11 protein-coding genes and 1 pseudogene are annotated in these 13,269 nt (G+C 71.4%); 8 read left to right on the top strand and 4 right to left on the bottom strand.

The window, feature by feature from the left end:
• Nucleotides 1–160: 160 nt before the first annotated feature.
• From MKW14_RS41240 to MKW14_RS10970, 4 genes and pseudogenes are all read left to right on the top strand, one after another.
• Nucleotides 161–2,095, top strand: a pseudogene (locus MKW14_RS41240) (sensor histidine kinase); the annotation flags it as partial.
• Between the two features lie 1,255 nt (nucleotides 2,096–3,350).
• Nucleotides 3,351–3,782, top strand: a complete 432-nt coding sequence (locus MKW14_RS10980) for a roadblock/LC7 domain-containing protein (protein ID WP_133041600.1) — start codon at nucleotides 3,351–3,353, stop codon at nucleotides 3,780–3,782.
• Nucleotide 3,783: 1 nt separating this feature from the next.
• Nucleotides 3,784–4,140, top strand: coding sequence for a DUF742 domain-containing protein (locus tag MKW14_RS10975; RefSeq protein ID WP_133041599.1), 357 nt, complete (start codon nucleotides 3,784–3,786; stop codon nucleotides 4,138–4,140).
• Nucleotides 4,127–4,702, top strand: a complete 576-nt coding sequence (locus MKW14_RS10970; RefSeq protein WP_240861658.1) for a GTP-binding protein — start codon at nucleotides 4,127–4,129, stop codon at nucleotides 4,700–4,702. The genes MKW14_RS10975 and MKW14_RS10970 overlap by 14 nt, the downstream gene beginning before the upstream one ends.
• Nucleotides 4,703–4,810: 108 nt before the next feature.
• On the opposite strand, the gene MKW14_RS10965 is transcribed toward MKW14_RS10970, so the two are convergent.
• Nucleotides 4,811–5,776: an ABC transporter substrate-binding protein gene (locus tag MKW14_RS10965; protein ID WP_240861655.1), complete on the bottom strand. Its 966-nt coding sequence runs from the start codon at nucleotides 5,774–5,776 to the stop codon at nucleotides 4,811–4,813.
• 360 nt (nucleotides 5,777–6,136) lie between these two features.
• Here MKW14_RS10965 and MKW14_RS10960 point away from each other — a divergent pair, with 360 nt between their 5' ends.
• The 4 genes from MKW14_RS10960 to MKW14_RS10945 are packed head-to-tail and all read left to right on the top strand — an operon-like array spanning nucleotide 6,137 to nucleotide 10,546.
• On the top strand, nucleotides 6,137–9,004 hold the full coding sequence (locus tag MKW14_RS10960) for a sensor histidine kinase (protein ID WP_240861653.1): 2,868 nt from the start codon (nucleotides 6,137–6,139) through the stop codon (nucleotides 9,002–9,004).
• Nucleotides 9,001–9,480 (top strand): roadblock/LC7 domain-containing protein, encoded by a 480-nt coding sequence (locus MKW14_RS10955; RefSeq protein ID WP_133041590.1) that lies wholly within the window; start codon nucleotides 9,001–9,003, stop codon nucleotides 9,478–9,480. The genes MKW14_RS10960 and MKW14_RS10955 overlap by 4 nt, the downstream gene beginning before the upstream one ends.
• A gap of 57 nt (nucleotides 9,481–9,537) precedes the next feature.
• Nucleotides 9,538–9,957, top strand: a complete 420-nt coding sequence (locus tag MKW14_RS10950) for a DUF742 domain-containing protein (RefSeq protein WP_240861651.1) — start codon at nucleotides 9,538–9,540, stop codon at nucleotides 9,955–9,957.
• Entirely contained in the window at nucleotides 9,944–10,546 is a 603-nt protein-coding gene (locus MKW14_RS10945) for a GTP-binding protein (protein WP_240861649.1), read from the top strand. The genes MKW14_RS10950 and MKW14_RS10945 overlap by 14 nt, the downstream gene beginning before the upstream one ends.
• 102 nt (nucleotides 10,547–10,648) lie before the next feature.
• Here MKW14_RS10945 and MKW14_RS10940 read toward each other — a convergent pair whose 3' ends face one another.
• From MKW14_RS10940 to MKW14_RS10930, 3 genes are read right to left on the bottom strand one after another with little or no spacing between them, the layout of a single operon-like run.
• Complete coding sequence (locus tag MKW14_RS10940) at nucleotides 10,649–11,320, bottom strand: ABC transporter permease (protein ID WP_240861647.1); 672 nt, start codon at nucleotides 11,318–11,320, stop codon at nucleotides 10,649–10,651.
• A complete protein-coding gene (locus MKW14_RS10935; RefSeq protein ID WP_240861644.1) occupies nucleotides 11,317–12,027 on the bottom strand; it encodes an ABC transporter permease in 711 nt (236 codons plus the stop codon). The genes MKW14_RS10940 and MKW14_RS10935 overlap by 4 nt, the downstream gene beginning before the upstream one ends.
• Entirely contained in the window at nucleotides 12,024–13,151 is a 1,128-nt protein-coding gene (locus MKW14_RS10930) for an ABC transporter ATP-binding protein (RefSeq protein ID WP_240861642.1), read from the bottom strand. Before MKW14_RS10930 ends, MKW14_RS10935 begins: the two co-directional genes overlap by 4 nt.
• Nucleotides 13,152–13,269 lie beyond the last annotated feature (118 nt).

The raw sequence follows: 13,269 nt of genomic DNA, 5'->3' as shown, positions 1-13,269 counted from the left end.
CCTGTGCGCGACATTTCGTATGCCGATGTCGCGAAAGATTCCGGAGACCCGTGGCGCGTGCGGTCACTTGTGCGGATAGCATCCTGTGCACCCCTTCTCGCCCTGCTCACGGCCACCCCCGTCACTCTCCGCTCCGCTCCGCTGACCGCCTAGGACGACCATGTCTCCACGGACAGGTGCCCAGCCCCGCCGTCTCGGCTCCATACGTCTGTCGCTGATCCTGCTGGCCCTGGTGCCCAGCGTCACCCTCGCCGCGATGTGGGGCGTGACGACGACGCAGATGTTCACGGAGGGGCTGCGGCTGCGCTCGCAGACGCAGTTGAGCCGGTCGACCGGCGCGATGGGCACCGAGGCGACGCTCGCTCTGCAGCGGGAGCGCAGTCTGTCGGCGGCCTGGCTGGCCGGCGACCCGCGCGGCTCGCGGGCCGCGCTGGAGACGCAGCGCAAGGAGACGGACCGGGCGGTCGGCAAACTGGTCGGCCAGTCGGACGCGATCAAGATGGCCCCGGCGCGCATCTCGGACCGGCTGTACTCGGTGCTCGGTTCGGTGGGCAGCCTCGAGTACTACCGGGGTCAGGTGGACGACCCGACCGACATCACCGCGGCGCAGGCGCTGGACCAGTACAGCTCGATCATCGACGACCAGATCCACGCCTTCCAGGAGCTGTCCCAGGTCGACGACGGCGACCTGACCTCGCAGGCCGGTCCGCTGGTCGCCCTGGAGCACGCGGCGGAGCTGGTCGCCCAGGAGGACGCGCAGCTCACCCTGGCCTGGCCGGCCGGCCGGCTGACCGACAAGTCGTGGGCGACCTTCACGCAGTTGGTCGACACCAGGCGCTGGCTGGTCCAGGACCAGATCGTGCCCTCGCTGCAGGGCAGCGCCAAGACCCAGACCGAGCGGATCCTGCAGAGCGCCGAGTGGCAGAGCGTGCAGAGCATCGAGGACAAGGTGCTCGCGGCCCGGCCGGGCGCGGACGGCAAGGTGGCCCTGCCCGCCGCGCGCGACCAGTGGGCGGCGGCCTTCGCGAAGGTCGGCGACGAGTACGGCCGGATGATCCGGGCCCAGACGTCCGGGCTGCTGGACCGCAGCGGGGACAAGGCGCACAGCCTGCTGGTGACGGCCGCGTCGCTGAGCGCGGGCGGGCTGGTGGCGCTGCTGCTGTGCGTGGGCATGTCCTGGCGGATCACCCGCTCGCTGTCGCGCCGGCTGCGGGGCCTGAGGGAGGCCACGCTGAGCCTGGCGGAGGAGCGGCTGCCGGACGTGGTGGCGCGGCTGGACCGGGGCGAGACGGTGGACGCGGATCTGGCGACCCCGCCGCTCGACTACGGCCGTGACGAACTGGGCCAGGTGGCGCGGGCGTTCAACAAGGCGCAGCGGACGGCCGTGCACACGGCGGTCGAACTCGCCGACATCCGGCGGGGTTTCCAGAAGGTGATCCTCGGTATCGCGCGGCAGTCGCAGAACCTGGTGAACCTGCAGCTGACCAAGCTGGACACGCTGGAGCGCGAGCACACCGACCCGGACGTCCTCAAGGGCCTGTACGAACTGGACTCCACGGCCAGCCAGTTGCGGCGGTACGAGGAGAACCTGGTCATCATCAGCGGGGAGCAGCCCCGGCGCAGCTGGCGGGAGCCGGTCGCGCTGATCGACATCCTGCGCAGCGCGGTCGGGGAGGTCGCCCAGTACCAGCGGGTGGAGGTGCACACCGACGAGGACGTGTACCTGGTGCCGCCGGCGGTGGCCGACGTGATCCATCTGCTGGCCGAGCTTATCGACAACGCCACCGCGTACTCGCCCGCGCCGTCGCCGGTCGGTGTCCGGGCCGCGCTGGTCGCCAAGGGCCTGGTCGTCGAGGTGGAGGACCGTGGGCTCGGGATGGCGGAGGAGGACTACGCCTCCTTCAACGCCCAGTTGGCGGTGGAGCCGAAGTTCGACGTGGTCGCCCTCGCCGACGACCTGCGCCTCGGCATGTTCGTGATCGCCCGACTGGCCACCCGGCACGGCATCGCCGTCACCCTGCGCCCGTCGCCGTACGGCGGCACCACGGCGATCGTCCTGCTGCCGCACGACATCGTGGTGCGCGAGGTGCCGGAGCCGGCCCGGTCCGCCGGACAGGCCTGGGACGGGGTCACCGGCACGGACGGGCCGGAGTGGCACGAGAGCACTGTCGGGACGCCGACCGCGCGGACCGGGGACGCCGCGTACACGCGCGGCGGCACGGCCCCCGGCCCACGCCCGCAGCCCGGCGCCCTCAACGGCACGGAACACGCCCGCGCGGAGAAGACCGGGCCCACGGAGGCGACCGGCGCCTACGGCATCGGGGGTACGGCGGACAACGGCCCCTACGGCACCGGGGGCATGGCGGACACGGACCTTCATGGCACCGGCCCCACGGCAACGACCGGCCACTACGGCACCCCAGGGGCGACAGACACCGGCGTCCACGGCACCGGCCCCACGTCCGACCCGTACGGCGGCGCCGCAGGCACGGGGGACAACAACACCTACGGCACGGGACGCGCGGAAACGGCCGGCGCCTACGGCACCCCAGGCGCGACGGACACCGGCCTCCACGGCACCGGAGACGCGGCAACGGCAGGCGCCTACGGCACCGAGGACGTGGGGGACGCCGGGCGCGGGGATGAGGCCGTATCCGCCGGCTGGCGCGCTGAGGGGGCCATCCCCACGGGCGGACGCCCCGCGGAGGCCGTACCCGGTACGGGGGGCGTCGATGGGGCCGTTCCGGGTGCCGGACGCCCCGAAGGGGCCGCACGCGGGGCTGGACGCGCCGAAGGGACCGCACCCGGGGCCGGGCGCCCCGAAGGAACCGTCCCCGCCACCGGACATGCCGAGAGGGCCGTACCCGGTGCCGGTCGCCCCGAAGGGGCCGTGCCCGCTCCCGGGCGTCCGGGACGGGCTCGGTATCCGGGGGAGGAGCGCTGGGTGTCGGACGCCCGGCATGCCGCGGCCGCCGCGCGGGGCGGTGAGGCCGAGCGTGAGGCGGGCACCGGGGACCGTGCCGGGCAGCCCGGCAGACACGCCCGTCGGCCCGGGCTCGCCCCGCTCCCCCGGCGGGTCCCGCAGACCAGTCTGGTCGCCGAGCTCCTCGAGGACGGCCCGAGCGGCGAACAGCAGGGCCCCTTCGCGGAGTTCACCCCCGAGCATGCCGCTTCCTCGCTCGGGGGATTCCAGCGGGGGACGCTCCGGGCACGTGACGAGGGCGCCGCGACGGAGTACGACCAGGAGGAGGCCGCCGTAACGGACGACACGGACGACACGGACGCATCCAGCCCCGCCCCCGGTACATCCGCCGCAGGCACCCCCGCCGATCGCTGACGAAGGAAACGTCATGACACGCCCCATCCCAGCCACCCATACCGCGCTCGATCAGCTGCTGACCGGCCTTGTGGACCGGGTCGCCGAGGTGAACCACGCCGTGGTGCTCTCCGAGGACGGCCTGGTCGTCAGCAAGTCCACCGGTTTCCTGAGGGACGACGCCGAGCGGCTCGCGGCCACCGCCTCCGGGCTGATGAGCCTCAGCAAGGGCGTCAGCATGGACTTCCGCGGCGGGCCGGTGCGGCAGGCGCTGATCGAGATGGCCCACAGCTATCTGATCCTCACCTCCGCCGGGCCCGGCGCCCATCTCGTCGTGCTCACCAGCCAGGGCGCCGACGTCGGCGTCGTGGCGTACCAGATGAACATGCTCGTCAAGAAGATCGGTGAGCATCTCAGCGCCGCACCACGGGCCGGTATCGGCCCCACCGTCGATTCCGGCGCGTGAGGTGGGCGGAGGCGACACGGCAGGCCGCCTGGTACGGCCGTTCGCGCTGACGGGCGGACGCACCCGGCCGAGCCGCGCCGACTTCACGCTCATCACGACGGTTACCGCGGTGGACCCGCCGCCGACCTGGGCCACCCGACCTCAGCCGGAGCAGCAGCGCATCCTGCGCCACTGCGCCGAGCCGATCGCCGTCGCGGAACTCGCCGCCCGGCTCGACCTCCCGGTGAGCGTGATCGTGATCATGCTCTGCGATCTCCTGGAGTCGGGCCGGATCACGTTCCGTCCGCCCCATCCGGTGACCCGGACCCCGGACCTGGACCTGTTGCAGAAAGTGAGGGACGGCCTTGGCCGACTCTGACACCATCACCCGGTCGGCACCCGACACGGTCAAGATCCTGATCGCCGGCGGTTTCGGCGTGGGCAAGACCACCATGGTCGGGTCGGTCAGCGAGATCGCGCCGCTGCGCACCGAGGAACGGCTGACCACCGCCGGCCTCGGCGTCGACGACCTGGAGGGCATCGAGGAGAAGCAGGCCACCACCGTGGCCCTGGACTTCGGCCGGATCACCATCGGCGACGACCTCGTCCTGTATCTCTTCGGCACCCCCGGCCAGCAGCGCTTCTGGTTCATGTGGAACGACCTCGCGATCGGCGCGCTGGGTGCGGTCGTGCTCATCGACGTCCGCCGTCCGGAGACCAGTTTCGCCGCGATCGACTTCTTCGAACGCCGCGGCATCCCCTTCGTCGTGGGCGTCAACGGTTTCTACGGCGAACACCCCTACCCGCCCGAGGAGATCCGCGAGGCCCTGGCCCTTCCCGAGCACGTCCAGGTCCTGCTGTGCGACGCGCGGGAGCGCGGCTCGTGCCGGGACGTACTCATCGCGCTGCTGGACCAGTTGATCGCCGCGGCGGTCAACTGACTCTCCACCTCGACCGACCGGCAGGCCGCGACCTTCCACGTCGGATACCGAACGGCGGCGCGGGTGCCCCCGAGAAGGGGGCACCCGCGCCGGATCGTGCGAAGGGGCTCAGCTCAGGCCGGCCGTCTTCAGCCAGGCCTTGGCCACGTTCAGCGGGTCCTTGTTCTCGAGCTGGACCTGCGAGTCCAGCTCGAGCAGGGCCTTGGTGTCGAGCTTGGCCGAGACCGCGTTCAGCGCGGCGACACCGTCCGAGGACAGCCCGCTCTTGTAGACGAGCGGCTGGACGTTCTCGAAGCCGAACAGGTTCTGCGGGTCCTGCAGGACGACGAACTTCTCCTTGGTGATGTTCGGGTCCGTGGTGAAGATGTCCGCGGCCTGCACGGTGTTCTTCTTCAGCGCCGCCAGGGTCAGCGGGCCGCCCGCGTCCAGCGCCTTGAAGCCCTTGAACTCCAGGCCGTACACCGACTTCAGGCCCACCAGGCCCTGCTGCCGGGTCTGGAACTCCGGCGAGGCGCCGATGGTCAGGTCCTTCGCGATGCTCTTGAGGTCCGCGATGGAGGACTGGGACGTCAGTTTGTACTTGTCGGCGGTGGCCTTGTTGAGCGTCACCGAGTCCTTGTCCTGCGCGGACGCCGGGTCGAGAAGCGTCAGCTTGGAGTCCAGCTTGGCCTCGATGGCCGCCGTCGTGGCCTCCACCGTCTTCGGCGTGGCCTTCGGGTCGAGGTAGGCCAGCAGCGCGCCGTTGTACTCCGGCAGCACGGTGATGGAGCCGTTCTTCAGCAGTCCGTACGTCGTCTCGCGGCTGCCGATGTTCGGCTTGTAGGTGACCTTGACACCCTTGGCCTTCAGGGCCTCGCCGTAGATGTCGGCGATCAGGATGCTCTCGGGGAAGTTGTTGGATCCGACGACGACGGTCTTGCCGTCCGACTTGCCGCCCTGCAGCGGGTCGGAGGACGTGCTGTCGGAGGACGAGGAGGAACCACATCCCGCCAGCAGGGCCGTGGTCGCGGCGAGCGCGACGGCCGCCGCGGGGTAGCTCCTGAAGGACCTGGGGCGTGGGGCGTTGGAAGTCACGATTCCCGTTCCGGACTCGGGGGATTGATGAGAAGCAAGCGTTGCCACTGATCCAATCCAGCCGGTTCTCCCTCAGTCAAGAGCAGCCCGGTCACCAATTGGCCTCAATGCGTGATCGGTTGTGAATGCAGTGTGAACGGACTGAAGCGGAAGCGGAGGCGCTTTGTAACGGATTCTTGACGTAGGGCGATGCGCTTGACCATTCAAAGAGACGGTAGTCTCACCGAAGTTGGCGTCGGTCACAGCGGTGTGCGGGGGCCGCTGCGGTGTCATCCGCACCAATCCTCATGATCCAGACATCGATCAGAATCGGTCAGGGCGCGTCGTCGCGCGCGACCGAGACCGCACGAAGGAGGCCCGGTGTCCACGAAAGAGGTGGACGCGACCGCCCGGCCCGCCCCGCCGTCGCCCGTAGGCGGCATCCGGGGGTTCGCCGACCGGTGGCCGTTCCGGCGCAAGCTCAACCTCCTGGTCGGCGTTCCGCTGGCCGTCGTAGCCGCCCTGCTCTCGTATCTGATCGCCGACCAGATCGGCCAGGCGCAGGACGCCACGTCCGCGGCGGACCTGGTGCGCAACAGCGAGCAGGTGGCCACCCTGGTCAACGAGGTGGAGAGCGAGCACCAGCTGGCGATCCTGCTCTCCGTGCGCTACGAGGCCGGCGGCAAGGGCGCCGAGGCCACCCGGACCGCCTACCGCAAGGCACAGCGGGCGGTCGACGACCAGATCGCCAAGGTGCGGTCGGTCTTCGGCGGGGCTCTGCCGGACGGCGAGGCGCAGGCGCTGAAGGAGGTCGAGGGCCTCACCAGCCTGCGCGGCACGGTCGAGCAGAGCTATCTGCCCGCCAGCAACATCGACCCCGCCTACGACAACGCCGCCAAGACCCTGATCGACGGTCTCGGCCTGGACCGCAACCCCGAGCTGGCCGCGACCTTCACCGGCAACCTCCTGGACTCCCTGCTGCGCGCCGACGCCGCGCACGGCTCCTTCGAGACCGGCGTGTTCTCGGCGACGACCGGTGACACCAACGCGCTCATCGAGTTCACCACCGCCGTCGGCGCCTACGAGCTCTACGGCAACCAGGCCGACCGCTTCGCCCGGTTCGCCACCGCCGACCAGGCCGACGAGCTCAACGGCGTCGAGCACACCAGCGCGATGCGGGACATCTCCGAGGCGTACGCCGAACTCCAGGTCGCGCCCAGCACCCTGCAGGCCACCACCCCCGCCGAGATCAAGGCCGCCTTCCAGGACGCCCTCAGCGACTACCCCGCCTACCCCGAACAGGCGCAGGGCCGACTGCAGATCACCTCCTCGCTCATCGGCCAGATCGCCCACCGCGCCGACAGCGCCTCCAGCGACGCGAAGTGGCGGGCCGGACTGCTGCTCGCCATCGGTCTGCTCGGCTTCGCGCTGTGGATCGCCTTCTCGGTGCTGGTGCGCCGCTCGGTGGTGCGGCCGGTGCAGGCCCTCACCGGTGCCGCGCAGGAGGTCGCCGACGTGGCCGGGCGCGAACTGGCCCGGGTCGCCGACGACGACGCCGAGGACGACAGCCCGCCGAAGCTGCGGGAGATGCCGGTCACCGCGAACGACGAGATCGGCGAGCTGGCCGAGGTGTTCAACCGTGTGCAGACCACCTCGATCGCCCTGCTGGAACGCCAGGTGCTCAGCCGGCGCAACGTCGCCGAGATGTTCGGCAACGTGGGCCGCCGCGTCAGCAACCTGACGACCCGTCAGCTCGCGTTGATCGACGCGGTGGAGCGCGGTGAGACCGATCCGGCCCTGCTGGAGCGCCTCTACTCCATCGACCACATCGCCGTCCGGCTGCGCCGCAACGCCGACAGCCTGATGCTGCTGGCCGGCATCCGCGAGACGGTCCTGGACTCCGGACCGACGGCGCTGACCAACGTCGTACGCGCCGCGCTGGGCCAGATCGAGGGCTTCCAGCGGGTACGGCTGCACGCGCGCACCGAGGTCATGGTCGAGCCGGACATCATCGGCGACCTCACGCTGATGGTGGCCGAACTGCTGGAGAACGCGGTGTCGTTCTCGCCCGCCGGCAGCCCCGTCGAGGTGTACGTACGGGACACCTCCGGTGAGGAGGCGCCGGGCGGCGCGGCGATCGTCATCGCCGACCACGGCCTCGGGATGAGCGCCGACCGGCTCGCCGAGGAGAACGCCCGGCTGGTCCGCCGCGAGCGGCTGGACGTCGTACCGACGAAGGTGCTCGGCCTGTTCGTGGTCGGCACCCTGGCGCGACGCTGGGACGTCGGGGTCAACCTCTCCCGCACCCCGGGCGGCGGTGTGACGGCCGAGGTGACGGTGCCGCCGTCGCTGCTGCTCGCGATGAGCCCGGTGGAGGTCGCCGTCGGCGGTTCGACGGGCCGACGGGGCTCCATCGCCTCGGCGTCGGCAGCCGCGTCCGGACCCCGTCCCTCGTCCGCCGTCGAGGAGAACGCCCGGGTGTCGTCCGGCACCGCGCGGGGCGCTCAGCCGGGCCCGCTGCCCCGCCGCGTGCCGCGCCGCGAGATCCCGACGGGCACGGACGCCTCCGCGTCCCGGCCGGCGGCCCCGCTCGACGCCCCTGCTCCCGCAGCCGAACCCGCCGGTGAACGTGCCCCCTTCATCCCCCAGGCCCGCAGCGAGGCACCGCCGCAGTCCGGGGCGAAGGAGGCGAGCCGCCCGAGCTGGGCCAGGGACACCGAACCGCTCCGGTCCGAGGACAGCGCGCACGCGCACGAGGCGGTCGGTGAGACGCCCTCCCGGTGGACCGACGCCCCGGCGTCCCACGAGCCCGCGAGCCCGACCCGCTCCCGCTGGAGCGAGGACGCGAGCCCCGCGCGTCGTCCCGGTGCCGGCGACTGGGTATCGTCGGGCGCGGCCCCGGGCGGCGAGACGGCGTTGTCCCCCGAGGACACGAGCGGCGGCGCGAGCCCGGCGTTCCCCGGTGACGGCTCCACCCGTCCGCTGCGGCGGCGGGTGAAGGGCGCGACCCTTCGGACGACCGTCGACGCCGCCGCCCAGCACGCGGCGCGGCAGGCCGCCCGGCCCGCCGACGCGGACGCCGTCCGCGACGCGCTCGACGAGTTCGAGGCCGCCGTGGAACGGGCCAACCGCGACAGTGCCGTCGCAGCCGACGGCAACGCCGGCGGTGCGGGCGCCTCGCCCGGTGCCGCCCATCGGACCACCGATCCGCACGACCAGAACCACCTCCCGGAAGGAGCCGAGCAGTGAGCACGTCGACAGGTGACACTCCCCCCGCGGGAGCCACCACGCCGGCCGAACTGCAGGCCGCGGCAGCCGACTTCACCTGGCTGTTGAACCGCTTCGCGACCGAGACCGCGGGCGTCGTGGACGCCATCGCCGTCTCCTCCGACGGACTGCTCATCGCCGTCTCCGAGCTGCGTGAGCACGCCGACTCGGAGCGGCTGGCCGCGATCGTCTCCGGCATCACGTCCCTGGCCGCCGGCGCCTCCGGCAACTACGGACTGGGCGCCCTCAACAAGGTCATCATCGACCTGGAGGGCGGTCATGTCCTGGTCTCCGCCATCGGCAGCGGCGCCGTGCTCGGCGTGGTCACCGACAAGGAGGCCAAGCTGGGCAACATCGCCTACGAGATGACGCTGTTCGCCAACCGGGCCGGCAGCGCCCTCAGCCCCCAGCTGGTGCTCCAGCTCAAGAACAGCGTCGGCGCGGCATCCGCGCGCTGACCGGTTGCCGCCCCCGGGACTACGTCCTGAGGGCGCGATCGAGGAGGAAGACACCCCATGGCGGACGGCTCCCCACCGCCGGACGACCCGGACCCGGTCGGGCCCGCCCCCGCCGTACGGCCGTTCCTGGTCACCGCCGGCCGGGTCGCGCCCACCGCGTCCGACCGGCCGGTGCCGGTGGAGACCCAGGTGGTGGCCACCGCCGAGGGTCTCCTCGTGCTCGACGAACTCACCTTCGAGCAGCACGACATCGTCGCCGCCTGCCGGCGGCCGCAGTCCGTCGCGGAACTCGCGGCCCGGCTGCGGCTGCACCTCAACGTGGTCCGGGTCCTCACCGAGGACCTGCGTGCCGCCGGCCATCTGACGGTGCACGTGCCCGACTCCGGCGTCACCCACGACGCCTCCGTCCTGCGCAGGGTCATCGAGGCCCTGCGTGCCATCCCCGACTCCCGAGGGGTTCTCCGTGACTCGGACTGAACCGGCCGCCCCCGCCGTGGCCGCCCCGGTGGCCGCCGTAGCACCGCCGCTGCCGGTCAAGCTGGTGATCGCGGGCGGCTTCGGCGTGGGCAAGACCACCGCCGTGGGCTCCATCTCCGAGATCGAGCCGCTGACCACCGAGGCCGCCATCACGGAGGTCGCGGCGGGCGTGGACGACCTCAGCCACACGCCGCGCAAGACCACCACCACGGTGGCGATGGACTTCGGCTGCATCACCATCGACCCGACGCTGAAGCTGTACCTGTTCGGCACGCCCGGTCAGGAGCGGTTCGGCTTCATGTGGGACGACATCGTCGAGGGCGCGGTGGGCGGGCTGGTCATCGTCGACACCCGCCGGCTCGACGACTGTTACGCCGCCGTGGACTACTTCGAGCACAAGCAGATCCCGTTCGCGGTCGCCGTCAACGCGTTCGACGGGAAGGTCGAGCACACGCTGGAGGAGGTCCGCTGGGCGCTGGACGTCGCCGAGCGGGTGCCGGTGGTGGTGTTCGACGCGCGGGAGCGGGGGTCCGTGCGGGACGCTCTGCTGGTTGTGCTGGAGCAGGCGTTGGCGCGCAGCGGAGGATGACATTGCGACAAGCCCCCATCGGCTCGTGGTCAACCGCGGGCCGGTGGGGGCTTGTCGCGCCCGCGCGGCGGTAGCCGCACATCGAGCACAGCCCCGCGCCCCTCAGCGGGCGCTTCGGCGTACCCCCGGTGACACGGTGAACCTCGCCACCAGCCAGAAGAACCCGAGTGCCAGCAGAGCGAGTACCGCCACCAGGGTCGCTCCGCCCACCACCTTCTCGTAGTTGCGTTGGTAGAGGCCGTCCACGATGTAGCGGCCGAGGCCGCCGAGGGAGACGTAGGCCGCGATCGTGGCCGTCGAGACGATCTGGATGGCCGCCGAGCGCAGGCCGCTGAGGATCAGGGGGAGGGCGACGGGGAGTTCGACCTGGAAGAGGACCCGTGACTCGGCCATGCCCATGCCGCGGGCCGCGTCCACGGGGGACGGGTCGACGGAGCGCACCGCCTCGTAGGTGGTGACCAGGATCGGCGGTACGGCGAGCACGACCAGCGGGATCATCACCGGGGTGAGGCCGAGACCCAGCAGGACGAACATCAGCACCAGCAGGCCGAAGCTGGGCAGGGCGCGTCCCGCGGTGGCGATGAAGGCGACGGTGTTGCCGCCCCGGCCGGTGTGGCCGGTGAGCAGGCCGACCGGCAGGCCGATGGCGGCCGCGATGGCGAGGGCGATCAGGGAGTACTGGATGTGCTCGCGCAGCCGGGTGGGGATGCCGTCGTAGCCGTGCCAGTGGGCGCTGTCGCTGAAGAAGTTGTTGATGAAGTGGAGGACGTTCATCGGACGGCGTCCTCCAGGGCGGCCTGCAGGGGCTCGGGTTCGTCGACGGGGCGGGGTGTGCGGTTTCCGCGCGGCATCCAGGGGGTGACGAGGACGCGCACGAGGACCAGCAGGGCGTCCGCGAGGATGGCGAGGACGGCCGTGCCGATCACGGACAGCCAGATCAGGCGGTTCTGGTGGTAGATCATGCCGTCGTTGAGGAGGTTGCCGAGCCCGCCCTGGTTGCCGATCAGCATGCCGACGCTGACGAGGGAGATGCTGGAGACGGTCGCCACGCGCAGGCCGGCGATGATGGCGGGCGCGGCGATGGGCAACTGGACCTGGAAGTAGCGGCGTACGGGCCCGAGGCCCATCGCGGTGGCCGCGTCCAGGGTCTCCTGCGGGACCGAGCGGACGCCGTCCACGATCGCGGGGACGAAGACCACCAGGCTGTAGACGCCCAGCGGGATCATCACGGTGGTCTCGGTCTGGCCGGTGTAGTCGATGAGCACGACGAAGAAGGCCAGTGAGGGGATGGCGTAGAGGACGGTCGTCACCCACAGCACCGGCGGGTACAGCCATCTCAGCCGCACGCAGAGCTGGGCGACGGGCAGCGCCACCACCAGGCCGACGGCGACCGGGATCAGCGCCTCGCGCAGATGCAGTCCGACCAGGCCCCAGTACGTGTTCTGCAGGTCGCTCGGGATGTCGAAGAGGCCGCCGCTCATCCGGCGACCTTTTCCGTACGGCCCTCTGCGTGGGCGGCGCGGATGGCCTCGCCGATGGTCTGCTGCGAGACCACGCCGGTGACCCGGCCGTCGGCGCCGACGGCGACGGCCCAGCCGGTCGGCGAGAGCACGGCGCCGTCGAGGGCGGCGCGCAGGGACTCCTTGCCGTGCTCGAAGGGGCGGCCGTGGGAGAGGAGTCGGGCCGGGTCGACCGACCCGGCGGTCAGCGTGGCCGGCTCGCTCCAGCCGAGGGGCCTGCCGTCGACGTCGGTGACGAGGAGGTAGGGCACGTCCTTGGAGGTGCGGGCGGCGATCTGCTCGGCGGTGGCGTCGACGGCGACGATCGGGGTGGTCAGCAGGTCGAGGCCCGCCGAGGAGAAGAAGGACAGGCGGCGGATGCCCCGGTCGGCGCCGAGGAAGTCCTCGACGAAGGCGTCTGCGGGGTCGGTCAGCAACTCGGCGGGCGGGGCGAACTGGGCGAGATGGCCGCCGGTGCGCATCACGGCGACCATGGTGCCGATCTTCACGGCCTCGTCGATGTCATGGGTGACGAAGACGATGGTCTTGCCCAACTCGTCCTGGATGCGCAGGAGTTCGTCCTGGAGGCCCTTGCGCACCACCGGGTCGACGGCGGAGAAGGGCTCGTCCATCAGCAGGACCGGCGGGTCGGCGGCGAGCGCCCGGGCCACGCCGACGCGCTGCTGCTGGCCGCCGGAGAGCTGGTAGGGGTACCGCTTGGCGAGGGATCCGTCGAGGCCGACCCGCTCCATCAACTCGCGGGCGCGCGCCCGGGCCCTGGCCTTGTCCCAGCCCAGCAGGCGGGGCACGGTGGCGATGTTGTCGATGATCGTGCGGTGCTGGAAGAGGCCCGCGTTCTGGATGACGTACCCCATCGACCGGCGCAGCGTGTTCACCGGCTGCTGGGTGATGTCCTTGCCGTCGATCGTGATCGTGCCCTCGCTCGGCTCGATCATCCGGTTGATCATGCGCAGAGTTGTCGTCTTGCCGCAGCCCGACGGGCCCACGAAGACCGTGATGGATCGGTCGGGTATCTCCAGGGAGAGGTTGTCGACCGCCACCGTGCCATCGGGGTAGCGCTTGGTGACTGAATCTATCCGTATCAAAACGCCGAACGCCCTTCGGGACTGGATCGTTGGGTGCAGATTCTAGACCGTATGTGTTTCCGAATTCAGTCGGGAACCTGGCGAAAACCGGTATGCAGCGAGGCGGTATCACTCTGTG

It is taken from the genome of Streptomyces gilvus (assembly GCF_022513565.1).
In the GTDB taxonomy this organism is placed as follows: domain Bacteria; phylum Actinomycetota; class Actinomycetes; order Streptomycetales; family Streptomycetaceae; genus Streptomyces; species Streptomyces gilvus.
This window is presented reverse-complemented; position numbering and strand designations above follow the sequence as displayed.

Excerpts from the sequence above, each read along its gene's own strand:
- MKW14_RS10980 (WP_133041600.1), top strand. The coding sequence starts at position 3,351 with ATGACACGCCCCATCCCAGCCACCCATACCGCGCTCGATCAGCTGCTG.
- MKW14_RS10950 (WP_240861651.1), top strand. The coding sequence starts at position 9,538 with ATGGCGGACGGCTCCCCACCGCCGGACGACCCGGACCCGGTCGGGCCC.
- MKW14_RS10940 (WP_240861647.1), bottom strand. The coding sequence starts at position 11,320 with ATGAACGTCCTCCACTTCATCAACAACTTCTTCAGCGACAGCGCCCAC.
- MKW14_RS10935 (WP_240861644.1), bottom strand. The coding sequence starts at position 12,027 with ATGAGCGGCGGCCTCTTCGACATCCCGAGCGACCTGCAGAACACGTAC.